We start from the raw sequence: 26,317 nt of genomic DNA on the forward strand, positions 1-26,317 counted from the left end.
CCTGCACGAAATTGCAGGGCTTTTTGCTGTCCGGCGTCGGAAGGCTGTCGAACGGCGGGGATGGGCTCGCTTAGCTTCCTGGTAGGCTAAACCACCGGGTTGACGGCAGCGGTATGTTTGAGCAAATAAGTATGCTTGCGGCCTGGCGAGCACTGATTGATTGACGCGCTCCCCCTTCGCTACCTGAATATTTTCCCCTTAACGTTGAAGTGAGGACGCACAAGCTATGACGCGCGTCATAAGGTAAACTAGCTGTGTCTGCTAACCGGGAAAATACTATGAGCGTTTCTCTAAAACCATTTAATACCTTTCATATCCAGGCGCAGGCCGCGCAGCTTGTTTATGCGCAGACGACTCAACAGCTTGTGGATGCCTGGAAAGGCGCAAACGTTGCCGGGCAGCCGGCACTGATTCTGGGTGAGGGGAGCAATGTTTTGTTCCTGGAGGATTTTAGCGGCACCGTTATTCTGAACAGAATCAGCGGAATTGATATCCATGAAGATGAAAATGCCTGGCGCTTGCACGTAGGCGCCGGAGAGAACTGGCACCAGTTGGTTGAGTATACGCTGGCGCGCGGTATTGCCGGGTTGGAAAACCTGGCCATGATCCCGGGTTGTACAGGCGCGGCGCCTGTTCAGAATATTGGTGCTTACGGCGTTGAGCTAAGTCAGGTTTGTGAATATGTTGATTGCGTCGCATTAGCGACAGGCGTGGTACATCGTCTGAGTACGCAGGCTTGCCAGTTTGGCTATCGTGACAGTATTTTTAAACATAGCTACCAGGATAGTTACGCGATTGTGGGCGTCGGGCTGTATTTATCTAAAGTATGGCGTCCTGTGTTGACCTATGGCGACCTGACCCTGCTTGATGCGTCAAATACTACGCCACGGCAAGTGTTTGATACGGTATGTCACATGCGTACGACGAAATTACCCAACCCGGCTACTATCGGCAACGCTGGAAGCTTTTTTAAAAATCCGGTGATTGACGCACGGCAGGCTGCGGATTTTTTACACAAGCATGCCTGTGCGCCCCATTATCCGCAGCCGGATGGCTCTGTAAAGCTGGCGGCGGGCTGGCTTATCGATCGTTGTGCGCTAAAAGGGTTTCGTATCGGTGGCGCGGCGGTGCACTGCCAGCAGGCGCTGGTGCTCATTAATCAGGAGAATGCAACCAGCAGGGACGTTGTCAGTCTGGCCCGTCATGTTCGTCACTGTGTAGGTGAGGCGTTTAATGTCTGGCTGGAGCCAGAGGTTCGATTCATAGGAGCGCAAGGGGAAGTTAGCGCCGTGGAGACAATTGCGTGAAGGATACAAAAATTCCATTAACACTCATCGGCATTCTTGCCGATGGTGATTTTCACTCTGGTGAGCAGTTGGGTGAACGCCTTGGCATGAGTCGCGCGGCGATTAATAAACATATTCAAACTCTGCGAGACTGGGGAGTAGATATTTTTACTGTTCCCGGTAAGGGATACAGTCTGCCCGAGCCGATTCAGCTACTGGATGAAAGCCTTATTCGTGCGCAGGTAAAAGAAGGTAGCCTTGCGGTATTACCGGTTATTGATTCTACAAACCAATATCTGCTGGCACGCATTGCACAGCTGCGTTCTGGAGATGCCTGTATTGCAGAATATCAGCATGCGGGCCGTGGTCGTCGCGGGCGGCAATGGTTTTCACCGTTTGGTGCGAATCTCTATTTGTCTATGTACTGGCGGCTTGAGCAGGGGCCAGCGGCGGCGGTGGGTTTGAGTCTGGTCATTGGTATCGTAATGGCCGAAGTGCTGCATGCGCTTGGGGCAGATAAGGTCAAAGTGAAATGGCCGAACGATCTGTATCTTCATGACCGAAAGCTGGCAGGTATTCTGGTTGAACTCACGGGAAAAACAGGAGATGCGGCGCAAATTGTTATTGGCGCCGGTATAAACCTGGCTATGCGTAATGTTGCGACGAATATTGTCAATCAGGGCTGGATAAACCTCCAGGAAGCCGGTATTCACGTTGATCGCAATGAACTGGCCATACGGTTAATCAAACAGCTACGTGATTCTTTAGTTCAGTTTGAACAGGAAGGTTTAGCGCCATTCCTGCCGCGTTGGGAAAAACTTGATAATTTTATCAACCGTAATGTGAAGCTCATTATTGGCGACAAGGAAATTCCGGGGATTTCTCGCGGCATTGATGCGCAGGGGGCGTTGTTGCTGGAGCAGGAAGGCGTTATTAAACCCTGGATCGGTGGGGAAATTTCATTGCGCCCGAATGAATAACGGCGGCTTTTTACTCAACCATGAACATAAATTGATAATATTTCGGGCTGCCTGCGCGCGAACCATTAAGGCTTTGTTTGCTACAGGTACTGGAAATGAAGCGGGGATAATAACCGTAGATATTGCTAAAACGCTACGCTTTCGTTTTACGCGAGCGTAGCGCATAACAGGAGAAAAGCAGCAGGAAAATCAAGCCCCGCCGACATGCGGTATTTGAACGTCTGTATAACCGTAGATTGAAGCTGTGTCGTCCGGCAATATTATTCGAGTAACTGATTACTTAACCGCGGGTTGGCCTGTATCAAACGCAACAGCTTTAATTCGGCGCCCGATGGCCTGATGCGGCGCGCAGACCACTCTCTTACCGTTGTTACGCTCACGCCCATCGCCCGGGCAAATTCGCTCTCTTCAAGTCCTGTGCTGTCGCGCAGCGCCATAAATTCGTTAAAGGCATCTGGATGCGTGTGACCAACGGTTCGTTCAGTTTTTTTAAAAACAATAAGCTCCAGGTTGTTCAGTAATTCGGAAACAGGATCGTTTACTTCCATCGAAAACTCCTTAAATAGTCATATTGCAGAGGAGTGAATTGGAAAGATAACCACAACGGGCGCGAGGCCTTTTCTAAGCGTAGTTCTTAACAGGCGCAATGGTAGATTTCTATCGTTTCCGGATGTGTTAAAACCAAATTATCGTTGTTAACCCTTTGAATATATTGTTTATACATTTTTTAGTTAATCATTTCTAATTTGATAGTAAGGTGCAGGTTGCTTTTACAACCGTATAGAGTGCAAAAATCCGCAGTACGTCTATCCTGCAACGGCAGGATGAACTATTCTTGTCAGCGTTAAAGCACGGTGGTGCATCCCTTTTTTCGAAGGAGTAAAAATGATGGCGACAGGAAAGTCCTTGTCCCGCTGGTTTACGTTAATGATAACGTTATTCTTCGTCGTGAGTTTAAGCGGCTGTTTTGATAAAGAAGGCGATCAGCGTAAAGCGTTTATCAATTTTCTGCAAAATACCGTCATGCGCAGTGGCGAGCGTTTGCCAACGCTAACGGCAGATCAGAAAAAACAGTTTGGTCCGTTTGCCTCTGACTATGCCGTGCTTTACGGTTTTTCTCGCCAGTTAAGCCAGGCGCTGGATAATGGTATTAAGCCAATGGTAGACAGCATTAACAGTATACGTATCCCGCAGGACTATATGGCTCAGCGTGAAACGCTGCGTCAAATCAACGGTGGGCTTGGTATCTTAAGCCAGCAGGTTGATAGCGCGAAAATGCAGGCAGACAGTAGCCGCTCCGCCCTCAAACAATCTGACGATCTCAGGAAAGTGTTTGATAAGGCTTATCAGAAAATTGTTACCGGCCCGGCAAATGCGGCGCAGTCGCTTATTCCAGCCGCGCAGACGCTTATCCGGCAACTGGTGCAGGTGGGGGATTTTGTCGCACAGCAGGGCGATCGCGTAAGCTTTATTGCTGACGGCATTCAGTTTCCGACCAGCCAGCAGGCAAGCCAGTACAATAGCCTCATTGGGCCGTTGGCGGCGCAGCATCAGGCTTTTATACAGGCTTATAGCACGTTGACGGATTCGCTGAAATAAACCCGCCCACCCCGCCGACCGGCGGGGATAACAACCAATTTTTTATCCGTTAAATGAGCTGGCTTCTGTCTGCGTGTTTACGGCCACATTTCTTCGCGCAAGTAGCCGTTTTGCCTGTTTGAGTAAGAAACAGTATGGCAATGATATGCGCGTGTTCATTTATGGCCCGCAGGCGCAAATTGCGGCCTGTGGAGAATACCATTATTGGCCTGTGTGGGGCAGACCGCCTGGTCTGGCCCATGCGCATGCCCGTTAACGGTTCACGTGCGGAATTACGCAGTTTTTATCCGGCTTGCCATTGAGCGCATTAATCAGGTTCTCAATGCCGGTAGCGGCCATGTTGTAGCGAGTTTGGGCCGTAGCGGAACCAATATGCGGCAGCGCCACCACATTAGGCAGCGACAGTAGCGGGGAGTCAACCGGCAGCGGCTCGTGTTCAAATACGTCCAGCCCGGCGGCGCGGATTTTACCGGCCTTCAGTGCTGAGATTAATGCCTGTTCGTCCAGTACCGGGCCTCGTGCGCCGTTAATCAGAATTGCTGTAGGTTTCATTTGTGCAAGCTGTGGCGTGCCGATCATATGGCGAGTTTGGTCGGTGAGCGGCAGGATAAGGCAAACAAAATCGGCCTCAGCCAGCAGTTCGTCAAGCTTACAGTAGCGGGCGTTGTAACGCGCTTCTGCTTCAGGGTGCGGGTGGCGAGCGTTATAGAGTATTGGCATGCTGAAGCCGAAATGCGCACGCTGCGCCAGCGCCATACCGATACGCCCCATGCCGATAATGCCCATTGTTTTATGATGGACGTCAATGCCAAACCAGTCTGAACCGATGCTGCCAGTCCACTCGCCTTTTTTTACGCGTTCGGCGACTTCCAGCGCACGCCGGGCCGTGGTCAGCGCCAGCAGCATCAGCGTATCGGCTACCGTCTCGGTCAGCGCGTCCGGCGTGTGCATAAGCGGGATGCCGCGCCGGGTCAGAGCATCCACGTCGAATGTATTATAGCCTGCCGAAAGGGTTGAACAGGCGCGCAATTTTGGCATTTTATCCAGCAGCAGGCTGTCAACTGTGCCTGCGGAGCCGATAAGGCCTTCTGCTTGCGCAAATGCGTCGCTGTATTGCCTCACGGTTTGCGGGCTTAAGCCTTCTACGCGTGTGACGGTAAAATGTTTTTCCAGTTTTGCCAGCAGGTCGTCGGCGGGAAGAGCTTTGTAGAGAATAATATTTGGCTTCATTGTTTCTCCTGGTGTTTTCAGGTCGCAGGCGCGCGGCGTAAGTTGTTGTGCCGGCATCATCAGGCTGCCCAGCATCATGAGGATTAAGGGACACAGCCTAAACGCCTCGTTGAACGGTTAAGCATGGCTGCGCGCGCCGGGTGCGGGTTTGCGGCAGGTTTAACGCTAAGTGTTAGCCATACTGAAGCAAACAGCACGATAGCCATAAAAATATAGGATGCCGCCAGGCTGCCGGGTACGCTAATGAGTTAGCCGACAAGCCATGAGCTAAAGAATGAACCGAACGCGGCCGGCCGCCGACAAACGCCAGCCCACCCAGCGGCACACCTGTGCCGGCCTGTCATTTATCCGCATTCGCCAACAGAAAGGCCGGATGACGGCGGGAATACCTTCAAAATTGTCAGCCGAGGGCCTGAATTTCCACAGCGCCGTAACCGGCTTGCCGGGGATCAGAAACGTATTGGCCCGCGCCACGCCGCTCAGTGAAGCGCAGACGCCCCATAAAATCAGGCAAATAATAATGAGTTTGCGCACGCTGCGGTATTCGCCGCATATCGCCGCCGGAGCGTAAACAGCCCGGAAAACACAGGGCGCCAGGCAAGGAGGAGGCGCCTTTGGTTATGCCGGGAGCATTGTTGTTCCCGGCGGCGGTGGCGAAGCTGAAGTTTGCACGGCCAGGGTATGCCTGGCTGAATGTGATAAACGCGATCGGCATGATGCGCCACCAGCGTTTTACCGCGCTGGCGGGGCTTTTTCTCATGTGAGGCGGCGCGTTATGCCGGGTGCAGGCGATGGCCGATGCGCCTCGTTTTTCATTGCCGCCCTCTTAATGCGAAGGAGGGGTTATTCACCCAGTTCAGCGCGGGTAGGCAGCCCTTCGCTGTCGCCGGTAAACTGGATGGCGCGTGCGCCAATGCGGTTACCGCGGTTGACCGCGTATGCCAGGCTGTGGCCTTCGAGCAGCGCGCTGACAACGCCAACGGCAAAGCCGTCGCCTGCGCCTACGGTGTCCACTACTTTATCCACTTTGACGGCGGGTACTACGCCCGTTTCGCCGCTGCTGTTTTTGAACCATGCGCCGTCTGCGCCGGTTTTAATAATGACGGCTTTTACCCCTTGCGCCAGCCAGAAATCGGCGATGCCTTCAGGCGTGCGCTGGCCGGTAAGTATCCTTCCTTCCTTCAGCCCCGGCAGCACCCAGTCAGCCTGGCAGGCGAGGGCGTTAAGTTTCTCTACCATTTCCGCCTCGCTTTTCCACAGCACCGGGCGCAGGTTTGGATCAAATGAAATGGTCTTACCCTGCGCCTTCATCTCACGCGCCGCGTGGTTTAGCAGGGCCAGCGAGCTGTCAGACAGCGCCGCCGCCACGCCCGTCAGGTGAAGATGGCGGGCGCTGCTGAAGTAAGGCATGGAAAAATCGTCAGGCGATAAATAGCTGGCGGCAGAGCCTTTACGGAAATATTCCACGGCGGGATCGGAGCCATCTTCCACTTTTGATTTTAGCTGAAAACCCGTGGGATAACGCGCATCTACCGTGACGCCCTGAGAATCAATCCCTTCTTTCTCAAGCTGGCGGAGAATAAAACGCCCGAAGCTGTCATTACCCGTTCGGCTTACCCAGCCTACGCTGAATCCAAGACGCGCCAGGCCGGTGGCCACGTTCAGTTCCGCGCCTGCGGCGCGTTTAATAAAGCGTTCGCAGTCGGCGAGGTCGCCGGTATCGCTGGCGACAAACATCGCCATTGCTTCGCCAATTGTGATGATATCAGGCATGTATTACTCCTTAACGTAACAGGTTAACGTAGTGGCGGGTGACGGCGATAAGATCGTTTCCTTCCAGGGGGAATTCGATGCCGCGCGGCGCGTCGGTTGGTAAAAGCTGCAACAGCTCATGCCAGCGCGGCGGTGCCTCATCCAGTGCGATCGCGCGCCAGCCATGTTCGCTTTGTTTAGCGGCTTTTACGTGTATGTAATCAATGCCGGAGGCCAGGCGAATAGCAGCCTCTTCCGGCGATTCGCCCACCCATAGCCAGTTCGCCATATCAAATGTCAGGCGCAGCGGTAGGTTAAGCGCCTGACAGTCGGCATTAAAACGCGCCACAGGCGTCAGGCGGCCATATGGCGTTTGGTCGTTTTCCACCACGAGCCGTACGTCGCCGTCCGCCAGCCAGGGCTGTAGCGCAGTAAGCGACTGAGCCGTGACGTAATGACCCAGCGAGAGCTTAAGCCATGCGGCGTTAAGCTGTTGGGCTTCGCGCAACAAGGCGGGAAGACTGGGATTAAGCTGCCCGTCGTCCAGGCAGAGCGGTTCGGGAGCGGAATAGCAGGCGGCCAGGCCGTAGGCGGCAATAACATCGGCCAGCGACGTAAGCGCATCGGGATGTACGCTGTCTAACAGCTCGCGACGGATTTCTACCCCATCGGCGCCTGCGGCGGCGATAATGGGAATGAGTGCCGCCTGCCCGCCCATCGCGGCGATGGGGTCGCGGCCGTAGGCGGCAGTCACCACAAAAATTTTTCTCGCCATCGTTATCCCCATAATGGGTTCATTCGAGTTAAAAAACTGATGCCACGGTAAATGGAACCGATTCCATAAGAAAGCGATGCGGGATTAAATTATGATCGGCGTCACGAATAAAAGCGTCAGCGTGCGGTGGAGCCGCGTATGATAAGTTCGCCGGCGAACTTTAGTTCGCGTACCGGTTCCTCGCTACCCTCAATGCGGCGAATCACTTGTTTAACAGCGGCATGACCGATTTCTTGTGTAGGCTGCTTCACAGTAGAAATGCCCACGCCTGCCAGTTCCGCCCATTCCAGTTCGTCAAATCCCAGCAGGCCGATATCGCTGCCCCACTGCACCCCAAGGCGGCGTAGCGAACGGGCGATTTGCAGCGTGAGCGCGCCGTTAGCAGAAATGATTGCTTTACGCGCTCCGCCCCAGCGCGCGTGAAACGCATGCAGGGCGGCATCAAGGCGCGCGCTGTCATGTAGCGGTATTTCACTGTTTTCAGCGGCGATAGTTGGGTGAAGGGAGAGCGCCTGGCGAAAGGCATATAGCCGCTCGCGGCGTGTGTTGACGGCGCCGATCGGCTCACTGAGAAAGAGAATGGCTTCAAAGCCCTGTTTAATCAAATGTTCTGTTGCCCGGGACGTGGCCTGGAGATTGTCCAGGCCGACCACGTCACAGGCGAAATTGGGGATTTTACGGTCGATAAGCACCATTGGCAGCGCCGATTGTTGCAGGCGATTGAGGCCTTCTTCACGCATCCCGACGGCGTTTACGACAATACCTTCCACCTGGTAGCTGCGCAGCAGATCCAGATAGTGTAATTCCTGGTCAACTTCATTATTGGTATTACAGACCAGCAGCGTAAATCCCTGCTCGCGGCAGGCGGCTTCAATGCTGCTTAAAATATGCACGGAATAAGGATTAGTAATATCGGCAATGATGAGTCCAATCAAACGGGTGCGCCCGCGCCTGAGGCCGCGCGCCATCTGACTTGGGTGGTAGTTAAGACTGGCAATAGCCCGCTGGATGCGCCCGCGCAAATCTTCCGATAGCAGATGCTGCTCGCCGTTGAGATAGCGTGATACGCTGGTTTTGCCGGTATTCGCCGCGCGTGCGACGTCGCTTATGGTAACGCGGTGGGGCCTGGCGTTCATGGTTGTCTCCTTGCCGTCACGGCGCAGAGTAGCATATTTTTCACGCCAGGCGCGGCTGACGTTGGCAATCGTGTTTTGCTTTCATTGAGTGTGTGCGCTTACTTACTTTGTGGGCCTTGTTTTAAGTGAGGTGGGGTTTTTACTTACTGCCTTTCTGTAACTGTATTATTTCGGTAAAGTATGCCAAAAAGCGAGGAGTTTTTGTGGCCGTTTCCCCTTATCGCATCATTAGCGCAGCCCACTGGGGGCCCGTAGCCGTCGAAACGGACGGCGAGCGCGTATTATCATCCGGCGGCGCGCTGGCGTCTGGTTTTACCAATTCATTGCAAAGCGCCGTTGCCGATCAGGTACACAGCAAAACCCGTATACGCTGGCCAATGGTGCGCAAGGGCTTGCTTACCTCTGAAGGCCTGCCGGATGGGCGTCGGGGGCAGGATGAATTTATTCGGGTCTCATGGGATGAAGCGTTGGATATGATTCACGCTCAACACCAGCGTATCCGGGCTTGCTATGGGCCAGCGTCGATTTTTGCCGGTTCCTACGGTTGGCGCTCCTGTGGCGTATTGCATAAGGCTTCAACGCTGCTTCAGCGCTATATGAGTCTGGCGGGCGGCTACACCGGTCACCTTGGCGATTACTCCACCGGCGCCGCGCAGGCAATCATGCCCTATGTGGTGGGCGGAAATGAAGTTTATCAACAGCAAACCAGTTGGCCGCTGGTGCTTGAACACAGCGATATTGTGGTGTTGTGGAGCGCCAACCCCCTCAACACGCTGAAAATTGCCTGGAATGCGTCTGACGAGCAGGGCATTGCCTGGTTCGAACGCCTGAAGCACAGCGGTAAAAAAATTATCTGTATCGATCCTGTGCGTTCTGAAACGGCGGTTTTCTTCGGTGAAAACGCGCAATGGCTGGCGCCGCATGTGGGTACGGATGTTGCGCTGATGCTCGGTATTGCCTCTACACTGCGGGATAACGGCTGGCATGACGCCGCTTTTCTGGCGCGCTATACCGAAGGTTACGCGGTTTTTGAACGTTATCTGACAGGCGAGAGCGACGGCGTGGCGAAAAACGCAGACTGGGCCGCGTCAATTTGCGGCATTCCTGCGGTGCAAATACGCGAACTGGCGAAGGTTTTCGCACAACATCGCACCATGCTGATGGCGGGATGGGGAATGCAGCGTCAGCAATATGGCGAGCAGCGGCACTGGATGTTAGTGACGCTTGCCGCCATGCTGGGACAAATTGGCCTGCCGGGCGGCGGGTTTGGTTTTTCTTATCACTTCGCCAACGGCGGTAACCCTACCCGACGCGCGGCAGTGCTGGCCTCAATGCAGGCCTGCGTGAGCGGCGGCGCGCAGGCCGTGGAAAAAATTCCGGTTGCGCGCATTGTCGAGGCGCTGGAAAACCCCGGTGCGGAGTATCCACACAATGGCGAGGTACGGCGTTTTCCGGATATCCGCATGATCTGGTGGGCAGGCGGCGGTAATTTTACACACCATCAGGATACCAACCGCCTGATTGCCGCATGGCAAAAGCCGGAGTTGGTGGTAATTTCCGAGTGTTACTGGACGGCGGCGGCAAAACATGCCGATATTGTGCTACCGATAACCACGTCGTTTGAGCGCAACGATTTGACGATGACCGGTGATTACAGTAACCAGCATATGGTGCCGATGAAGCAGGTTGTCGCCCCACGCCACGAGGCGCGCAACGATTTTGACGTGTTCGCCGATCTGAGCGAGCGCCTGGGTTCGGATGGCCGCATGCGTTTTACAGAAGGCAAAAGTGAAATGCAGTGGCTGGAAACCTTTTATGAGGTTGCGCGCCAGCGTGGGGCGCAGCAGCATATAGCCCTGCCGGATTTTGCAACATTCTGGCGCAGCAATCAGATTGTGGAGATGCCGGAGAGCGAGACGGGCGCGAAATTCGTGCGTTTTGCCGATTTCCGACGCGATCCGCAGGCGTTTGCGCTAAAAACGCCGAGCGGGAAGATTGAGATTTTCTCCACGCGCATTGCCGGTTATGGCTATGCCGACTGCCCGGGGCATCCTGCATGGCTGGCGCCGGACGAGTGGTATGGCACTGCGCAGCCAGGGCAGCTACAGCTTGTGTCTTCTCACCCGGCGCACCGGTTGCATAGCCAGCTCAACTATGCCCGGTTGCGCGAGCGTTATACGGTGGCGGGACGCGAACCTGTGATGCTGCATCCGGACGATGCGCGAACGCGCGGTATTGTTGATGGCGATGTAGTAAGGTTGTGGAACGCGCGCGGGCAAGTGCTGGCCGGTGCGCGGGTAACGGCGGATATTAAACCTGGCGTGGTTTGCCTCCACGAGGGCGGCTGGCCTGATCTGGCGTCGGAGGCCGGCGGGATTTGCAGACATGGCGCGGTAAATGTGTTGACTTGCGATATACCCTCTTCACGGCTGGGTAACGGCTGTGCGGCGAACTCATCGCTGGTGCGACTGGAAAAATATACTGGCCCGACGCTGGCGGTTACAGCCTTTGATCCGCCTGCCAGCGCATAATCCATGTTGCGTGGCGGGTATCAGGCTGCCACGCGCTTTCTACAAGCGTAAACCCCATTGCCTGATAGAACGTTATAGCGCGCGTGTTCTGCTGGTACACTTCCAGGCTAAGCGTCGGGTAGCGTCGCTGGGCGGTTTGCATCAGGGCCCGACCGGCGCCGCGATGCTGGCTGTCCGGGCGCACAAACAGCGCGCCGATAAACTGCTGCTCCAGCACGCTAATAAATCCCTGTATTCCGTTTTCGTCATACACCCAACTGTGAGCGTAGGGCAGGTAAATATCCCGAACATACGGCAGACTTTCATGCCAGTATGCAGCTGAAATAAATGGATGTGCGGCAATCGTGCTTTCCAGCCACAGCCCGAGTATTGCCGGGGTATCGTCGTGTTTCGCCTGTCTTATCACGCCTGGCTGTTCGGGTGGCAAAAGCAGGTGGTGAGATGATCGTTGACCAGTCCGCAAGCCTGCATAAACGAATAGCAAATTGTTGGGCCAACAAATTTGAAGCCGCGTTTTTTCAGCGCCTTCGACAGCGCTTCGGAAGCGGATGTGGCGACCGGAATGTCACTTAGCGAAGTAAACTGGTTGACCTGCGGCGTATTTTGCACAAATGACCAGACAAAATGCGCAAAATTTTCCCCGCGCGCTTCCATTGCCAGGTAAGCTTTTGCGTTTGTAATGATAGCGTTGAGTTTGCCGCGGTGGCGGATAATGCTGGCGTCCAGCAACAGTTTTTCAACCTCTGCCTGCTGCATTAGCGCGACGGTCTGCGGGTCGAAGCGGTGAAAACAGCGACGGTAATGCTCGCGCTTTTTCAGCACGGTAATCCATGATAGCCCGGCCTGTTGGCCTTCCAGGCAGAGCATTTCAAACAGCTTCTTACCATCAGTCTGCGGGATGCCCCACTCTTTATCGTGATAGCAAATGTACAGCGGATCCTGCGTTACCCAACCACAGCGTTGCATCCTCTCTCCTTATGTTGCCCCGATTTTCCCAACTGATGATGCGGTCGTTTCATCATAACGGTTTTTATCGGCGGTTTTGTATTTTATTGCTAAAAGTGACCGCAGGCAGGGCAGATGAAAACCGGCTTACAGAAGGCGAGAAGTTTTCCTTCACTGGCGCAGATGGGCTGTATCTGCCGTTTTGTCACGGCGGCTTTGCTAAGCGTCAATATAGAATGTTTGTGTGCGGTTACTTTCAATAAAAGCATTGTTGTTAAAGGTATTCCAGTGCTTTTTTACTAAACCAGGCGGCAGAAACGCACCAGGGCGGCCCCATCAGGCGGGCCATGCTGTTGGTAATGATATTAACGGCAGTGTGCCTGAGGCGGGCGTCGCCCTGGCTTAGCCCCTGGAGCTGTATTTGTTTTTCAAGAAGGTAGAGACGGGCAAAAGCCGGATCATAAAGCAGAATCTCCCGGGTATTATCGATAATGTCTGCGAGCTTAATTGTTTGCGCGCGTGAACAGGCCCTGGCGGTGTGGGCGAAGTTCAGGCGTTTGCGCTGGGCGCGGTTAAGGCCTGGCGGGGCTGTAGGGTTAGTTACCATCATGACCAGCCGCGCCACCTCATGGCCAAAGCGCGCGGCGATATCGGCGGGGGTTGCGGCGGTATCCTCAATAGTGTCGTGCAACCAGGCGGCAGCCAGCGCCGCCTCATCCTCTGGCAGAACGCTACGCACCAGCTTTGCGACGGCTGCCGGATGCATAATGTAGGGCTCTGCGGTGTACTTACGCCGTCTGCCTTGTGCGGCGTGTGCCTGGCTTGCATACCGCCGCGCGCGTTCTTCCAGAGGCAACATAATTTCACCTGTTTGTCGCGCAGAGACGCGATTAATGCGTAAGGCGTATTCACATATTTACGTAGTTATACAAAAATGGTTCTTCCACAGAAAAACAGCGTAACCCGTTAATAACACAATTTTATTTAAGCTTTTTTTTTCGAAATATTAGCGCAAACCAAAAAAATCCGTAGAAAAACCGATAGTTTCTCTGTCTTTCTCTGGCAGTATAGCGTCATTACGCGAATATATCTGAAATCAGAACTCCGCTTCGTTTAGACGGTCTGAGTTCATGCTTATTTTCTTTTCCTGGTGCCCGCATGAGATTTATAAAATCGATAACGCAGCAGAAACTTTGTTTCCTGCTCGCTATCTATATTGGCCTGTTTCTGAATATCGCCATATTTTATCGTCGCTTTGAAGCTTTTTCCCAGCGTTCAGGCCTGGTGATGGGGTTGGCCGCTATCGTTGAGCTGGCGGCTACTGTTCTGGTGACGTTCTTTTTATTACGAATGATTTCGTTGCTCGGACGTCGCGTCTGGCAGGTGCTGGCGTCGTTGATTGTACTGTGCTCGGTGGGCGCCAGTTACTATATGACCTTCCTTAATGTGGTTATTGGTTACGGTATTATCGCCTCTGTGATGACCACGGACATCGATCTTTCCAGAGAGGTGGTCGGGCGTAATTTTATTATCTGGATGGTGACTGTCAGCGTGCCGCCGCTGCTGCTGATTTGGTCAAACACTTGCCGTTTTACCCTGTTGCGACAACTGCGTACGCCAGGGATGCGCCTGCGTAACCTGGCCGTGTTGGCGCTGGCCGGCGTGCTGGTCTGGGCGCCGTTGCGTATTATTGATTTGCAGCTTAAGCAGGAAGAAAAGCGTACTACTGTAGATATGCCGAGCTATGGCGGTGTGGTCGCAAGCTCCTATCTGCCATCTAACTGGGTATCTGCGCTGGGGTTGTACGCCTGGGCGCAGGTCGATGAGTCTGCGGATAATCGTTCGTTGTTAAACCCGGTACAGAAATTCACTTATCAGGCGCCGGAAGGCGTTGATGATACCTATGTGATATTCATTATTGGCGAAACTACGCGCTGGGATCATATGGGGTTGTTTGGCTACTCGCGCGACACCACGCCGAAATTAGCAAAAGAGAAAAACCTGGTGGCGTTTCGCGGAGAGTCCTGCGATACCGCCACAAAACTCTCTTTGCGCTGCATGTTTGTGCGCGAAGGCGGTACAAAAGATAATCCGCAGCGTACGCTGTTGGAACAGAATATTTTCGCAGTGCTTAAGCAGTTAGGCTTTAGCAGCGATCTGTTCGCCATGCAGAGCGAACTGTGGTTTTACGCAAATACAATGGCTGACAACATTAACTATCGGGAAACTATCGGCGCTCGCCATCAGGGTAAACGCGTGGACGATATGCTGTTGCTTGAGGAGCTGAACGATTCGTTAGCGGAGCATCCAGGCGGTAAGCATCTGGTGATTTTGCATACCAAAGGTTCACACTTCTCCTACGCGCAGCGCTATACCCGTGAGTTTGCAAAGTGGCGGCCGGAGTGCATTAGCATAGATAAAGAGTGTTCACGTGAGCAATTGATTAATGCCTATGATAACTCCGTTTTGTATGTGGATAGTTTTATTGACAGGGTACTTGACAGCGTGCGTGATAAGAAAGCGATTGTGTTTTACGCAGCGGATCACGGAGAGTCAATTAATGACAGCGAGCGTCTGCACGGCACGCCGCGCGCAATGGCGCCGCCGGAGCAATTCCGGGTGCCGCTGCTGGTGTGGGCATCGGATAAATATTTACAACAACCGGCGCGCGCGCGCGCATTCGCTGCCCTGAAGGCGCAGGCGCGCAGGAACGTGACGCACCGTCATGTAGAGCTGTACGATGCGATCCTTGGCTGCCTGGGCTATACCTCAAAAGATGGCGGTATTAACGAAGCAAATAACTGGTGCCATACGCCAGAAGCGAAGAAGTAGCGAAGCGGCGGCTTTTCCGTCGATTGCGCGCTTTTTTGCAATAAGGGATTGACGCTGACCCGGGGGGGCAGTAATATGCGCCCGCATTCGGTGATTGGCGCAGCCTGGTAGCGCACTTCGTTCGGGACGAAGGGGTCGGAGGTTCGAATCCTCTATCACCGACCAAATTTTAATAAAATGTTAGTCATATATAGTATAAGGCGACATTTTACTATGCTTAAGAACAGCAGGTTATAATAGCCTGCTTCTTTATTGCCTATGCTAACGCAGTTTAAGTACTTTGAAATTCAGCGTGTTAGTCATATGGTAAGGCATAGCATAAACAATGTGATCCCCTCCTGTGTCCACGCATCACGGCTTACGAAGGTTTTGTGTTACCAGTTACAGAAGCTTAGCAGGACGTACCCTGATGGATACTCCTGACACCTTTGGTCATAGCCGCATTGGTTTTTTTCATTGAAAATAAATGTATAATGATAAAGAATCGGCCAACAGGAAAAATTTCGCTGGATAATCGCTTATCTATTATTAGCTGAGAATATCCTGCGATATTCCCAGCTATTTCTACGATAAATGGAGCTATGCTCTTAGACATCCCACACAAACCTACCGATACTATGATGCTGGTTTATCAGCCATAGGCCTTGTGAGGATTCCTTTGGGGGCGATGCCGGAAACTATTTATTTAGCCGCTATATGCTTACTCTGCGACGACAAAACCAGGCAAATCAGCATCAAAGTAGTCATAATACTTATCCATTTCTTCGGGGCTACGGAAACTATAGGTTTTCAACAGCCAGCGTTTTTCCGCCGAGACTGAATCTTTTATCTGAATTATTTCACGATTATGTAAAGAATCCTGATTAGCGAATGAAAACAGATCACCTTTATTAATCGAGACCCGGCTTTTTTTCGCTTTCGTGATAGCGATCTTCAGATCAAACAATGCCTTGATTGCTTCTATGGGGGCCTCAGGAGTATAAGTTGTGCGTGTATCGTAGTAGCGGAAAGTATGGATATTGCCAAGGATTGGGTGCGGTTCAGAATCAATTTGATTTATATTTGAATCACGTGAGTAATCGTCAAAAGGAGTAATGAACAGGGATTTTCTCAACCATTCTTGTGATTCTGCTTTCAGGTTTTCAAGGATAGACCTGCCGTCTACATAGCCCGTGTAAATTAGATTTTCTTCGCTGCTGCGCATACCTAATAAACTGAGAAAATCAGCACGTACGGGATGTGCGGTGCGATCGTTATGAAAATAAAGTTCGCCGTCTGTTTTTTGGGTTTGTGTATTACTGTATTTTTTGTCGGCGTAAACATCGTGAAAGAAATCGCCATTGTTGCGTGTTCGGTAGGCTAACAGGGGCGAATCCGTTAGCTGAGCAAACATCTCAAGCAAAGCCTCTGCGACGAAGGTCAGCTTTTTTAATATACTTATCGTTTACTGAATTTGTCTGGTCAAATTCAGGAATCACTGTGTCGAGAGGTACATTACGCAGCAGGTGAGCATAGATGTTCTGATCCTGGCGCTCTTGTTTGACGCGTTCACAGGCCTGAATAAAAAATTCGGGAACTAACTTGTCTTCAATAAGCTTAGTAATGGATTGTTTAAAGCGCTTGTAGTTTTTGTAAGGGCTTGTGGTAATGCTGCTGATAATTTTTGATAGCTCTTCTTTTTGAAGATCGCTAAAATGTATTTGGGTTATCATTATCTGATTTCCTGATGTGCGCTCAAAACAGGCGCTGCACCCTGAGAAAGTAAGGCGCCTTGTTTTGAGTTTTTAGAGTGTAAGGAATTAAATTTTCTCTGTTTGTTTTCCATAAGCGAATAAGCCACCTGCGGAGACAATATTCGCGAGTTCTCCTACCGGAGCGGTTTTTAGTACCCCCTTGCTGGTTGTAATACAGTGAGCGTCCAGATCTATGTCAATCTCATCTCCCGTTTTCAGGGGCTTGGTATTGCTACCATTAACCAGGGTAACGGGTATCAATTGGCCTGTAGAAACGCAATTCCTGAAAAAAATACGGGCAAAAGAGTGGGCAATAACGGCCTTAATTCCTGAAGCACCTAGCGCGACAACCGCATGTTCTCTTGAAGAACCACAGCCAAAATTTTTACCAGCTACGATGAAGTCATAACCTGCCAGTTGTGTTTTTGGGTTGATAAAGGGAAGAGAACCTTCAGGCAACCCACACATAGCCAATGATGCGAGTTCTTCACGCCCCTCTTCAGATGCAGGATTGATTTTGAGATATTCAGCTGACAATATTTGGTCGGTATCGATATTGTCACCCAGTACATAAACTGTACCACGCATATTTTTATTATTAGACATTAGTTAAATACCGTTCTGGGTTAGTAATAAAGCCGGAAACTGCCGCTGCTGCCACAGCATAAGGCGATGCCAGATAAATCATTGCGCCCTTATTTCCCATGCGTCCAACGAAGTTGCGGTTAGTAGTTGAGATAACGCTGACAGGCTCCCTGACTCGACCAAAGGTATCAGCGGGACCCCCGCAGCAGGCCGCGCAACCTGGCTCGGAAGACAATTTCACGCCTGAGCGGGTGAGAATTTCATAAACTGAAATTCCATTGATGTAGGTAGTAATTAAATTATGAAATACTTCTTTTGTCGTGGGGACGGCATAAGTTGGTATTATAACTTTACGTTCAAACAGGATATGTGCTGCTGCGATAAAGTCGGTTGTTTTACCTCCGGTACAAGAACCAATGTAAGCCTGAGAAATCGCAATATTCTCCAGTTGCGTAATGGGAACAACGTTATCCGGGGAGTGGGGTCGAGCAATCATACTGGTTAAACCTGTAACATCAATGTCAATGGTTCTACTATATTGCGCATCTTTATCAGGTGTGATGATGGTGAAAGGTATTGAAGTTCTGGTACTCAAATAATCAAGTGTTGCCTGGTTGGGAACCATAATGCCATTTTTTGCTCCACACTCTACAACCATATTGCACATGGTCATTCGTTCTTCTACAGTTAACTCATCAATAACGTTACCGGAGAATTCAATAGCGTTATATGTAGCACCTGAAACGCCTAACTCTTTCATTAAAAGTAATATCAAATCCTTAGCTTGAACGCTTTTTGGTTTTTTTCCGTAATAGTTAACTTTAATGGTGGCCGGCACCAGCAGTGGAATTTCTCCCGTTCCTAATGCATATGCGCCGTCGGTAATACCTACTCCAATCGCAAATGTACCGAAAGCACCCGCCGTAACGGTATGTGAATCAGTGCCCAACAAAACCTCGCCAGGACGGGTATGTCCCCCTTCTGCCAGTCCGATATGACATACACCTTTATAGCCTTCGGTGCTTACGTCATAAAAGTGAGTAATACCTTGCTCTTTGGCAAACTCCCGCATTACCCGAATATTTTGATTCGCCTGGGGGTCTGCGGAATAGATGAAATGATCGGGGATCATAATAAATCGGTCAGGATTCCAGACTTTAGCTTTTTCACCGAACTCTTTTTTGAAAACACTGGCTACACCTGGTGTGCAAGGATCATGCGACATTAATATATCAATATTCACGAAAACAACTTCGCCAGGTGAAACGCTTGTTCGACCGCTCGCCCTGGATAATATTTTTTCAGTTAATGTCATCCCGGAACGGTTATTTAATAGCGTGGAACGTCCATTCTCGTGAACATTCATTTTATTCTCCTTATTAAGATGAGGTAATTACAACGTAAAGTGAATTACATTGCAATAATACTTTAACAGATATAGCGTTAGTTTCATTTTACGCATTTATTGTTTCTTATATGCAACGGTTTTTATCATGGTGGATTTTTCGTAAGTAAAAAATTGCCGACATGCATACCATCAGAATATACAATAATAAATAAACTAACATTAATGTAGCAAAATTTTCATTGACCAACAGCCAGGCGCCGATAGTTAACAAAAACGCATTACAGACCCCAAAGTCACGTTCCATGCGGGCAAATATCTGCACACGTTCAGTGGAAGAATTAGCCGAAATGTTGAGGTTTGCCATTGTGACCGGGCGAATGGTTCCTGAACCAAATCCTAACAGTACCAGGGCGATTAAACCTGTAATAAAATAATCGACTCCCCGAGCTGCCAACCATTCGCTGCTGGCAAAAAAACCTGTTGCCGCCGCCATAAACAGGCTAGTAGTTATCAAAAGGGCTACTACCCCATAACGTTTGATGAAATTTCCGGAGATTTTGATAGCTCCCCACGAAGAGAGCGTAAAACAGCTCAATACCGCACCAAAAAGCAGTGGATCGACGTTAACCATAATAAAATAAAAAGGTATAAAACCAATAAAAGGAGCGAGTGTAAATGCCCGTGAAATGGCGTAAAACAATACCCAGAAATATTGATCGGTACGAATAGTGAATGTTGTCACCGCGGGGGACATATCGCTGGTGGGTTCTTCTTTCTGAGGGGGGATAAGCAATACACATCCTGCCGAGAGGATGCTCACCAGAATAACGGCAATAAAGGGCCATTGTGGGTTATAATCAAAAAGAATACTACCCAGTGAGCCGGCGACAAGTGTGGCAATAAACATCCCGCTTTGCGATTTCGTTTGAACCTGCATAAAACGTTGTTGATTGCCTTTTGTCAGTTGACGCAATAAGACTGTATCTGTCGTCAGGGCTGTTGTGAATCCTGCCCCACCAATCATTTGGGATATAACCAACAAAAAGAGATTAATATCGCTTTGCCGGGTGCTCCAGAGCAACACCCCCAATCCCAGCGCTTTAGCGAGTTCACCGATAATCACGGCTTGTTTTGGTGATCCATTACGTAATAGCCAGCCGGGAATGCTGGTGCTAAATGTGCTTGTTAAGCCATATATCGCCAGCAGGAAAATAATCCGATACATGCCAATATCTATTGTCCAGAAGTACAAGAACAAAACCGGCAAATGAAAATAGCATCGTGAAACGATACGATAAGCCAGAAACAGGCTCTGGCTTGCGGATTCAGGCAGCAACAGGCATGGTGTCATTATGACAGTATCGCAGCGATATCAACGTCACCTTTGCGAAGCGTCTGAATCTCATCGCCGAGTAGCGAGACAATAGTACTGGAGACAGTGGTTTCAGGGGGCTGAGATGCAGGTAGGATATAACCTACGCTATCGCCAAATGTTAACCTTGCCGTTTCGATATCAATAAGACGATCCGACTCAATGCCGGAAAGATTCGCTGAACTCATTCCGAGAGGCCGTCCATGTAATCTAATCAGGTCACGCAGTGCTCTTTGCTGATTACAGACCAGCGATATCGAGTTAAGTTTGAGATAGGGGTTTACAGGGACGTTTTCAGATGCAGGTACAACCAGATTAAGTGGACCAGGCATGGCGGCAATCAATTTCTTGAGCGCATCGCGATGGCGAACTTTTGAGACGGCAATATAGTCCCATGCCTGCTCAGGCTCCGAGATAAAAAGTGTGAGGGGCTTTTGGCTATCCCGCTTTTTAAGATCATAAATTTTCTTGCAGGCTTCGATATTCCAGAGGTCTGCCGCTAATGCATAATTGGTGTCAGTAGGAACTAAAACGACATCGCCGCGTTTCAGAGCTGCAATAGTTTTGTGTAAATGTTGCATCATTTCTCCTGTATTAAAGTTTCACTGTTACGCTACGGCCAGCCAGGCAGAAACTCGCCGGTTCCGGTGAGTCTTTCCAGTTGATGTCAATATGTGCAGTCAGAACTTTGACGGGTAATTGCCGTCTTGCTATTTCTGGTGGTGGTTGAACATCTCTTTCACCGACTGCAACGCGCCCGCTGCCCGCACGTATTGTTTTGATGGTGCCTTGCCACGTTATTTTTGAGGATGTGGTCAGGTACACTGTTACTGACATCCCAGGGCGTAGTTTGCTGGCGTCAGCTTCATCAAAAAAAGCTTCTACCCAGCGAGTATTGCAGTCCAGAATCCGTATGACTGGAGTGCCGCTTTGCACGCTTGCCCCATTTTCCGCATTGACGTCCCACACAACACCGTCAAAAGTACTGCTCAGTACCGCCTGTTGGCGAGAAGCCAGCAAGGCTGTAACTTCCAGTATGCTTTGTGAGGTAGCTTTCTGGCGAGCAATCAGTTGTTCCCGCTCCTGTTTGATGTTCTCAAGCATTAGTGAAATATCGCGCAGGTTTTGTTGTGGGGCATCAAGCGTCCTTGGGCCAGTTAACTGCAGACCTGACTTTGCCGCATTGACGTCCTGTAAGCGTTGTTGCAACTCCGCTGCTTTCGCTTGTTGGCTGGCCTGCAGAACCTGGTTATTGCTTTTACGCTCCTCATACTCAATGCGGCTGATGAAGCGTTTGTGGTACAAATCTTTGTAACTCTGAAGTTGCTGTTTCGAAAACGCGGACTGTGCCTTAATTGCTCTTAGCTCTTCTTTGAGCTGAGTCAGGATAGCTAGCGACTGTTTTTCACCTAATTTTTGCTGTGTCTGGCTCTCTGCGAGATACTGCTGTTGTTGCTTCGTGTATATTTGCAGGCGGCGATCTATTCCTGAGATTTGCTTTTTGATTTCGGCGAGCTGGATTTCCAGTAAACTGCGTTGGGCCACCAGCCCAGGAACCTGATCGTTAGCCTGTGTCGTCGCCACCCTGCCTAACGGTTGATGCGCCAGAACACTCTGGCCAGGGGCAATAACTTTTGTCAGGATAAGCTGACCGGGCAAGGGGGAAAGGACTGTTGAAATACGCCCATTAATGAAAGCCTCCTTACTGGAAACTTTCATTCCGGAATAAAAAAGAAAAGCCATAGCCGCCAGCGCCGCGCCAGCAATACTGAACTTGGTTGTGGGGCGCCCGACTAATATCCGTTTAATTGGTTTTTCCACATGCTTCTCATTAACGCTTGTAAAGCGTGATAACACTGGCTTTCGAAATAGTATTCATGTTAATGAGGAAACGAATAACAGCATTGGGCAAGTCAGGGGATACGCCAAGATCATTGCAACTGAGTGCGTGTAGAGTAAAGATATAACGGTGTGGAATATCGCCTTTCGGTGGGCAACAGCCGCCGTAACCTGGTGTACCAAAATCAGAGCTGGCCTGTTTGATTGCTGAGCTGAAAAGAGTGCCCGCGCCAGCAGGAAGTGAATGTTTATCCGAAGGAATATTGTAGGCTATCCAGTGCCAAAAGCCGCTGCCTGTTGGTGCATCGGGATCATATACGGTAATTGCGAAGCTTTTGGTTTCCTGGGGGGCGTTTTCCCACGACAGGGAGGGAGATTCATTATCTCCACTGCCACCGAAGTCACAATACTCATTCTTCTTGCTAAGGAAAGCGTAATCACTTAATCCGTTAATGTATAAATTCATAGGGTTCTCCTCTTTTGGTGGTTAGTTGGCGGATTGCCGACTGATTTATCTATAGATTACCGATTAAAACTAAAACGAATAATTAAATGAAAGTATTCTCTGCATTGCCCATGAATAATGCATTATTGTTCCAACATGGGAACAATAGTTTGAAAACAATCATCCTGATTGCGTAGGCTATTGTCGCGAGTCATCCTTGTCTAAAAGACATGACAAAGGGAGTAAATAATGAGTAAGAAAGTGGTATGGAATGGTGGCGTTCAACCGCAGGCAGTTGAAATATTAGGTGCGAAGGGAGGGATGATCGTCTGCCCAACAAAAGTGGGCTATATTATTATGACTTCAGATAAAGAAGGGTTAGAAAGAAAATTTGAAGCAAAACAGCGTAATCGTAATAAACCAGGTGTAGTTTTATGTGGCAGTATGGAGCAATTAAAAGCGTTGGCTGAAATGAATCCTGAGATTGAGGCATTCTATCAGTCTCACTGGGACGCTGATATATTACTGGGCTGTATTTTGCCATGGCGTCAGGAAGCGATAGACAAGTTACCTGAAAATGGCCTTAAAGAATTAATGATGGATGGAAGGAAGACTAGCTGCTTTGTTATTAAATTTGGCAAGCCTGGTGAGATGATCGCAAGAGAATTGTGGGAAAAACACCATAAATATACTTTTGCCAGCTCGGCAAATCCATCAGGAAAAGGTAATCGTGGTATGGTGGAGTTTATCGGTGAGCGTATAGAAGCGCGTGCAGATTTAATCATTTGCGGTAATGAATATGTGAAATCGATTCAACCAGATGAAACGCAGGAAAGCCGTTATGAGCAAGGTGTAATGGTATCTATGGTAGATAATCAAGGAAATCTGATTCCTCAGCAAAAGGGAGAGAGAAAAGTTCTCCCTTGTCCTGTATTAATTCGTAAGGGACTGGATGTTAATAAAATTATTTCCTTCATGTCAGCGCAATTTAATACCTGGGACTATCGTCATGGCGATTATTATTAATCAAATTATATAATTTCGAATAATGATAGTGTATTATGTTATTTTTAGATAAAGCTGTTGCGATATTACAAAATGGTGGAATCATACTTGTTCCAACGGATACCCATTTTGCTTTGGCGGCAAGTCCGTATTGTCCGGAAGCAGTTGAGAAAATGGTAATGTTAAAGTCATCTCTCTCTGTTAATGAAATGACGCTGTGTTTTTGCGAAATGGCGGAAATATGGCCATGGGTGGAGGTTAGTCCGTGGCAAAAGCGTAAAATTGAAGCGTTAAGCCGGGCCTATTGGCCCGGCGCGTTGAAAATTAGTCTGAAGAAAAAAAAGCAGAGTATGTTTTTACCTTGTGAAGGAGATATTGTATCCGTTGTCTGTGTGAAAAACAGACAGATAAGAAGTATTATTAGTCTATTGAAAGGCCCGCTAGTGGTTATTCCGGCTGGGTGTCAGCAGAATACAAGCCACCTGGTGAGTTTCACGCGCGCTCGGGAATATATGGGGGATATGGTAGACTTAGTTGTGCCTTCAAACAGTAAAGTTAGCAACAAAGAAGCGACGACGCATATTTCACTGCTGGATGATAAGCTCAGTATCATTCGTCATGGCGAGATAGAGATTAGCGAGGATCTTTAAATTCAGCACTGGTAATAAGCTGTTGCAGCTCATCAATGAATTGCTTAATACCTGACGTCATTGTATTCCTGGCTTTCGTCAGTAGCCAGACTTTATATTCATCCATCTGCCAGTTGGGTAAAATTCTTACCAGCTTTCCTTCCGCAACGCTTTCCCGTGCGACATAATTTGGTAAATAGGCAATGCCAAATCCGGATAGCGCCATATTGATCAGCGCAATGCTGTTGTTGCTTCTGAATCGGCTATGGATGTCAATATTGATTTTCTGTTTCTCTTTACGAAAGGGTAGAGAAATCGTTCGGGCAACACCACAGAACAAAATATAGCTATGGGTAGGGAGATCTTTTGGCGTGAGTATTGGGCGCATTCTTGCGATAAAATCAGGCGTTGCGTAAAGTCCCCATTGTATAGTGCATAAATACTTTGTGTATTCATGTGTTGGAGTACTCTGAGAGACAACTATTGACAGATCATACTGGCTTTCTTTGATATCCACTTCCTTATCTGACAGGTCAAGCACCACATTTGCCATGATATTTCTTTTTAAATAGGTATTCAACGTGGGTAAAACGTATCGTTTTCCAAAGGTTACGGGCGCAAGTATTTTTATGGTACCCGTAGGCTCTTCGTAATATTCTTGTATAAATCGTTCAGCAGCACGCAACTCATTAAGTATTTTGAAACAGTGCTGATAGTAGCTTAATCCCAGCTCGGTTATCTCTATTTTGCGAGTGGTTCGCTTGAGCAGCATTGCGCCGATCCGTTTTTCCAGAACCGAGATATCCCGACTGACAGAGGATTTTGACATTCCCAAAGTTAGCGCAGCTTCTGTAAAACTCAGCGTTTCAACAACGCGTGCAAAGACTGCCATTGGAATTAAATTCTCTATTTTTTCCATCCCTCTTCTCCCCCGCCTGTGTTACTTCCGTAAAATTTCGTAATAATTAGTGTAAAAAGATACTGTTAGCGTCAAGTTGAAAATTTTCCAGAGAACACTGGCAACAGTATGCCTGAAAAGCCGCCCTTTGCGCCACTGCGTACAGCAACAAACGGGCGAGGCGAGATTTTTGCTGTTAAAGCACAGGAAAAAGAGCGCAGCGACAGGCCCTTTTCGGGTAAATTCACTTTTCGCCGGTTTAAATGGCAGCGTTGAGCATATTTATAAAACCATTAAATAACGGTACGGGCGCCAATTGAAATACGATAACGCAATCGTATTTTTAGCGTGGTATATGGATTGTTTATGGTGGAATTTAAAAACTCATTTAATTTTTTCCGTTGAGGCTAAAATAGTTACTGTAGTAGTGCGGTTTTTTATATAAATTTTTTATAGTAATGAAACTAACAATTTTATTAGTAAAGGGGGATGTATACGACGTCTGTGGTTATGTATTTACACAATAGTAGAAAGTATTTTTAAGTGATTTCTTTATTAGGATTTTGTTTTTTAAATAGCGAACGATCCTAATTATCTGGCGCGGTTTCACCTTTCCAGGAAATAAGTTTGCATCTGTGTTTTTATGCTGGCATTATTTTTATACTGCTCATAAAAGAGTAGTTTTCTGTTTTTTAAATTTCTATTAATAAAAAGGAGTTTAGCCTTATGAGAGAATTAACAAGCAACGAAGTAAATAACGTTAGCGGTGGTTTTTTCGGTTTCATTACTGGCTCTATTGGCACTGTTTTAGGCGCGGCGATTGGCAGCATCGTTGATGCGGGCTGTGCCGCCGGCGGTTATAAGACCGACTTTGCTACCGCTGGCGCGCTGCTGGGCGGCGGTATTGGCGCTGCGGTAGGCCTGTCTCCCGTTCTGGCTACCGCGGGTATCGGTTTTGGCGTCGTCAGCATTGTTGAGAATGCTAAAACCATCAAAGCGCAAAACATTGCTTAAACAGCAATAGCGTTTTTAAAAACGCTGAAGGACGTATTAATTATTAAAATTGTACGTCCTTCAGCGATATAATTAGTATGAGATATTCCTCTGTCTGCCCCCCTTTTTACATTACTTAACGTTGCCGGAGAACTTAATTTTTTCTTCGCCTCATCACTCATCTGGCAAAAACATATAATCTCTAAAATAATTTCGCGTAAGTGTGGCTTATTTCTTTTTATTAGCGGAGGTAACGGCCTCTTATATTATTAAATAATATATCTGAGCAATTAAGCTTCGCCCTTTTAATATGCTTAACGTATCCCATAAATGGGGCCAGGCATTGATATAACGTTTATTAAGCGTGACCCTGGCCCAAATTCAGTACAGTGCTAAATCAGAGA

25 protein-coding genes, 1 tRNA gene and 1 pseudogene are annotated in these 26,317 nt (G+C 49.3%); 9 read left to right on the plus strand and 18 right to left on the minus strand.

Translation table 11 applies throughout. From position 1 onward, the window contains the following. The first annotated feature begins 254 nt into the window (after positions 1–254). Together murB and birA are read left to right on the plus strand one after the other, a co-directional pair. On the plus strand, positions 255–1,307 hold the full coding sequence (murB, locus tag JJB97_RS15140; RefSeq protein WP_317978225.1) for a UDP-N-acetylmuramate dehydrogenase: 1,053 nt from the start codon (positions 255–257) through the stop codon (positions 1,305–1,307). Further along, entirely contained in the window at positions 1,304–2,266 is a 963-nt protein-coding gene (gene birA / locus JJB97_RS15145) for a bifunctional biotin--[acetyl-CoA-carboxylase] ligase/biotin operon repressor BirA (RefSeq protein ID WP_238714860.1), read from the plus strand. Before murB ends, birA begins: the two co-directional genes overlap by 4 nt. Positions 2,267–2,526: 260 nt before the next feature. On the opposite strand, the gene JJB97_RS15150 is transcribed toward birA, so the two are convergent. Further along, the gene (locus JJB97_RS15150) at positions 2,527–2,814 is read right to left on the minus strand and encodes an HTH-type transcriptional regulator (protein WP_238714861.1); all 288 of its coding nucleotides are present in this window, start codon (positions 2,812–2,814) and stop codon (positions 2,527–2,529) included. Between the two features lie 340 nt (positions 2,815–3,154). Here JJB97_RS15150 and JJB97_RS15155 point away from each other — a divergent pair, with 340 nt between their 5' ends. Then, the gene (locus JJB97_RS15155; protein WP_238714881.1) at positions 3,155–3,865 is read left to right on the plus strand and encodes a DUF3053 domain-containing protein; all 711 of its coding nucleotides are present in this window, start codon (positions 3,155–3,157) and stop codon (positions 3,863–3,865) included. Between the two features lie 252 nt (positions 3,866–4,117). On the opposite strand, the gene ghrB is transcribed toward JJB97_RS15155, so the two are convergent. From ghrB to JJB97_RS15180, 5 genes and pseudogenes are all read right to left on the minus strand, one after another. Continuing rightward, entirely contained in the window at positions 4,118–5,095 is a 978-nt protein-coding gene (gene ghrB, locus JJB97_RS15160; protein WP_238714862.1) for a glyoxylate/hydroxypyruvate reductase GhrB, read from the minus strand. Positions 5,096–5,407: 312 nt separating this feature from the next. Beyond that, positions 5,408–5,855: pseudogene (locus tag JJB97_RS15165) on the minus strand (MFS transporter); the annotation flags it as partial. An 83-nt stretch (positions 5,856–5,938) separates the two neighbouring features. Further along, positions 5,939–6,868 (minus strand): sugar kinase, encoded by a 930-nt coding sequence (locus JJB97_RS15170; RefSeq protein WP_238714863.1) that lies wholly within the window; start codon positions 6,866–6,868, stop codon positions 5,939–5,941. 10 nt (positions 6,869–6,878) lie between these two features. Then, the gene (locus tag JJB97_RS15175; RefSeq protein ID WP_238714864.1) at positions 6,879–7,622 is read right to left on the minus strand and encodes a sugar phosphate isomerase/epimerase family protein; all 744 of its coding nucleotides are present in this window, start codon (positions 7,620–7,622) and stop codon (positions 6,879–6,881) included. A 116-nt stretch (positions 7,623–7,738) separates the two neighbouring features. After that, positions 7,739–8,758, minus strand: a complete 1,020-nt coding sequence (locus JJB97_RS15180) for a LacI family DNA-binding transcriptional regulator (protein WP_238714865.1) — start codon at positions 8,756–8,758, stop codon at positions 7,739–7,741. A gap of 203 nt (positions 8,759–8,961) precedes the next feature. Here JJB97_RS15180 and JJB97_RS15185 point away from each other — a divergent pair, with 203 nt between their 5' ends. Continuing rightward, positions 8,962–11,289: a molybdopterin guanine dinucleotide-containing S/N-oxide reductase gene (locus tag JJB97_RS15185; protein ID WP_399198641.1), complete on the plus strand. Its 2,328-nt coding sequence runs from the start codon at positions 8,962–8,964 to the stop codon at positions 11,287–11,289. Here the strand turns inward: JJB97_RS15185 and JJB97_RS15190 are convergent. The 3 genes from JJB97_RS15190 to JJB97_RS15200 all read right to left on the minus strand — a co-directional run bounded on the left by JJB97_RS15190 (position 11,258) and on the right by JJB97_RS15200 (position 13,093). Further along, on the minus strand, positions 11,258–11,695 hold the full coding sequence (locus JJB97_RS15190; RefSeq protein WP_238714866.1) for an N-acetyltransferase: 438 nt from the start codon (positions 11,693–11,695) through the stop codon (positions 11,258–11,260). The genes JJB97_RS15185 and JJB97_RS15190 overlap by 32 nt on opposite strands. Further along, positions 11,692–12,255, minus strand: coding sequence for a DNA-3-methyladenine glycosylase I (gene tag / locus JJB97_RS15195; protein WP_238714867.1), 564 nt, complete (start codon positions 12,253–12,255; stop codon positions 11,692–11,694). The genes JJB97_RS15190 and tag overlap by 4 nt, the downstream gene beginning before the upstream one ends. Before the next feature lie 253 nt (positions 12,256–12,508). Continuing rightward, a complete protein-coding gene (locus tag JJB97_RS15200; RefSeq protein WP_263457985.1) occupies positions 12,509–13,093 on the minus strand; it encodes an HD domain-containing protein in 585 nt (194 codons plus the stop codon). A gap of 299 nt (positions 13,094–13,392) precedes the next feature. Between JJB97_RS15200 and eptB the strand changes: the two genes are divergently transcribed. Together eptB and JJB97_RS15210 are read left to right on the plus strand one after the other, a co-directional pair. After that, a complete protein-coding gene (eptB, locus tag JJB97_RS15205; RefSeq protein WP_238714868.1) occupies positions 13,393–15,066 on the plus strand; it encodes a kdo(2)-lipid A phosphoethanolamine 7''-transferase in 1,674 nt (557 codons plus the stop codon). An 88-nt stretch (positions 15,067–15,154) separates the two neighbouring features. Then, a tRNA-Pro gene (locus JJB97_RS15210) sits at positions 15,155–15,231 on the plus strand. A gap of 535 nt (positions 15,232–15,766) precedes the next feature. On the opposite strand, the gene JJB97_RS15215 is transcribed toward JJB97_RS15210, so the two are convergent. The 8 genes from JJB97_RS15215 to JJB97_RS15250 all read right to left on the minus strand — a co-directional run bounded on the left by JJB97_RS15215 (position 15,767) and on the right by JJB97_RS15250 (position 22,409). Next, entirely contained in the window at positions 15,767–16,459 is a 693-nt protein-coding gene (locus JJB97_RS15215) for a TauD/TfdA family dioxygenase (protein WP_238714869.1), read from the minus strand. Position 16,460: 1 nt separating this feature from the next. Then, complete coding sequence (locus JJB97_RS15220; protein WP_238714870.1) at positions 16,461–16,778, minus strand: hypothetical protein; 318 nt, start codon at positions 16,776–16,778, stop codon at positions 16,461–16,463. Positions 16,779–16,865: 87 nt separating this feature from the next. Next, positions 16,866–17,405, minus strand: a complete 540-nt coding sequence (locus JJB97_RS15225) for a LeuD/DmdB family oxidoreductase small subunit (protein ID WP_238714871.1) — start codon at positions 17,403–17,405, stop codon at positions 16,866–16,868. Next, the gene (locus JJB97_RS15230; protein ID WP_238714872.1) at positions 17,398–18,750 is read right to left on the minus strand and encodes a 3-isopropylmalate dehydratase large subunit; all 1,353 of its coding nucleotides are present in this window, start codon (positions 18,748–18,750) and stop codon (positions 17,398–17,400) included. Before JJB97_RS15230 ends, JJB97_RS15225 begins: the two co-directional genes overlap by 8 nt. Before the next feature lie 106 nt (positions 18,751–18,856). Next, positions 18,857–19,957 (minus strand): MFS transporter, encoded by a 1,101-nt coding sequence (locus JJB97_RS15235; RefSeq protein WP_238714873.1) that lies wholly within the window; start codon positions 19,955–19,957, stop codon positions 18,857–18,859. A gap of 125 nt (positions 19,958–20,082) precedes the next feature. After that, positions 20,083–20,688: an L-threonylcarbamoyladenylate synthase gene (locus JJB97_RS15240; RefSeq protein WP_238714874.1), complete on the minus strand. Its 606-nt coding sequence runs from the start codon at positions 20,686–20,688 to the stop codon at positions 20,083–20,085. Positions 20,689–20,698: 10 nt separating this feature from the next. Further along, positions 20,699–21,925, minus strand: coding sequence for an HlyD family secretion protein (locus JJB97_RS15245; RefSeq protein ID WP_238714875.1), 1,227 nt, complete (start codon positions 21,923–21,925; stop codon positions 20,699–20,701). A 10-nt stretch (positions 21,926–21,935) separates the two neighbouring features. Then, complete coding sequence (locus tag JJB97_RS15250; protein WP_238714876.1) at positions 21,936–22,409, minus strand: YbhB/YbcL family Raf kinase inhibitor-like protein; 474 nt, start codon at positions 22,407–22,409, stop codon at positions 21,936–21,938. A 228-nt stretch (positions 22,410–22,637) separates the two neighbouring features. Between JJB97_RS15250 and JJB97_RS15255 the strand changes: the two genes are divergently transcribed. Then, entirely contained in the window at positions 22,638–23,414 is a 777-nt protein-coding gene (locus tag JJB97_RS15255) for an L-threonylcarbamoyladenylate synthase (protein WP_238714877.1), read from the plus strand. Between the two features lie 35 nt (positions 23,415–23,449). Then, positions 23,450–24,043: an L-threonylcarbamoyladenylate synthase gene (locus JJB97_RS15260; protein WP_238714878.1), complete on the plus strand. Its 594-nt coding sequence runs from the start codon at positions 23,450–23,452 to the stop codon at positions 24,041–24,043. Here the strand turns inward: JJB97_RS15260 and JJB97_RS15265 are convergent. After that, positions 24,027–24,941: a LysR family transcriptional regulator gene (locus tag JJB97_RS15265; RefSeq protein WP_238714879.1), complete on the minus strand. Its 915-nt coding sequence runs from the start codon at positions 24,939–24,941 to the stop codon at positions 24,027–24,029. The genes JJB97_RS15260 and JJB97_RS15265 overlap by 17 nt on opposite strands. 705 nt (positions 24,942–25,646) lie before the next feature. Here JJB97_RS15265 and JJB97_RS15270 point away from each other — a divergent pair. Then, positions 25,647–25,934, plus strand: coding sequence for a class IIb bacteriocin, lactobin A/cerein 7B family (locus JJB97_RS15270; RefSeq protein ID WP_238714880.1), 288 nt, complete (start codon positions 25,647–25,649; stop codon positions 25,932–25,934). Positions 25,935–26,317 lie beyond the last annotated feature (383 nt).

This window comes from Tenebrionibacter intestinalis, from assembly GCF_016632365.1.
Lineage (GTDB): Bacteria > Pseudomonadota > Gammaproteobacteria > Enterobacterales > Enterobacteriaceae > Tenebrionibacter > Tenebrionibacter intestinalis.

What these genes read in the sequence shown, in the direction of transcription:
- JJB97_RS15150 (WP_238714861.1), bottom strand. Translation starts at nt 2,814, where the DNA reads ATGGAAGTAAACGATCCTGTTTCCGAATTACTGAACAACCTGGAGCTT.
- JJB97_RS15155 (WP_238714881.1), top strand. Translation starts at nt 3,155, where the DNA reads ATGGCGACAGGAAAGTCCTTGTCCCGCTGGTTTACGTTAATGATAACG.
- ghrB (WP_238714862.1), bottom strand. Translation starts at nt 5,095, where the DNA reads ATGAAGCCAAATATTATTCTCTACAAAGCTCTTCCCGCCGACGACCTG.
- JJB97_RS15170 (WP_238714863.1), bottom strand. Translation starts at nt 6,868, where the DNA reads ATGCCTGATATCATCACAATTGGCGAAGCAATGGCGATGTTTGTCGCC.
- JJB97_RS15175 (WP_238714864.1), bottom strand. Translation starts at nt 7,622, where the DNA reads ATGGCGAGAAAAATTTTTGTGGTGACTGCCGCCTACGGCCGCGACCCC.
- JJB97_RS15180 (WP_238714865.1), bottom strand. Translation starts at nt 8,758, where the DNA reads ATGAACGCCAGGCCCCACCGCGTTACCATAAGCGACGTCGCACGCGCG.
- tag (WP_238714867.1), bottom strand. Translation starts at nt 12,255, where the DNA reads ATGCAACGCTGTGGTTGGGTAACGCAGGATCCGCTGTACATTTGCTAT.
- JJB97_RS15200 (WP_263457985.1), bottom strand. Translation starts at nt 13,093, where the DNA reads ATGTTGCCTCTGGAAGAACGCGCGCGGCGGTATGCAAGCCAGGCACAC.
- eptB (WP_238714868.1), top strand. Translation starts at nt 13,393, where the DNA reads ATGAGATTTATAAAATCGATAACGCAGCAGAAACTTTGTTTCCTGCTC.
- JJB97_RS15215 (WP_238714869.1), bottom strand. Translation starts at nt 16,459, where the DNA reads ATGTTTGCTCAGCTAACGGATTCGCCCCTGTTAGCCTACCGAACACGC.
- JJB97_RS15220 (WP_238714870.1), bottom strand. Translation starts at nt 16,778, where the DNA reads ATGATAACCCAAATACATTTTAGCGATCTTCAAAAAGAAGAGCTATCA.
- JJB97_RS15225 (WP_238714871.1), bottom strand. Translation starts at nt 17,405, where the DNA reads ATGTCTAATAATAAAAATATGCGTGGTACAGTTTATGTACTGGGTGAC.
- JJB97_RS15230 (WP_238714872.1), bottom strand. Translation starts at nt 18,750, where the DNA reads ATGAATGTTCACGAGAATGGACGTTCCACGCTATTAAATAACCGTTCC.
- JJB97_RS15235 (WP_238714873.1), bottom strand. Translation starts at nt 19,957, where the DNA reads ATGTATCGGATTATTTTCCTGCTGGCGATATATGGCTTAACAAGCACA.
- JJB97_RS15240 (WP_238714874.1), bottom strand. Translation starts at nt 20,688, where the DNA reads ATGATGCAACATTTACACAAAACTATTGCAGCTCTGAAACGCGGCGAT.
- JJB97_RS15250 (WP_238714876.1), bottom strand. Translation starts at nt 22,409, where the DNA reads ATGAATTTATACATTAACGGATTAAGTGATTACGCTTTCCTTAGCAAG.
- JJB97_RS15255 (WP_238714877.1), top strand. Translation starts at nt 22,638, where the DNA reads ATGAGTAAGAAAGTGGTATGGAATGGTGGCGTTCAACCGCAGGCAGTT.
- JJB97_RS15260 (WP_238714878.1), top strand. Translation starts at nt 23,450, where the DNA reads ATGTTATTTTTAGATAAAGCTGTTGCGATATTACAAAATGGTGGAATC.
- JJB97_RS15265 (WP_238714879.1), bottom strand. Translation starts at nt 24,941, where the DNA reads ATGGAAAAAATAGAGAATTTAATTCCAATGGCAGTCTTTGCACGCGTT.
- JJB97_RS15270 (WP_238714880.1), top strand. Translation starts at nt 25,647, where the DNA reads ATGAGAGAATTAACAAGCAACGAAGTAAATAACGTTAGCGGTGGTTTT.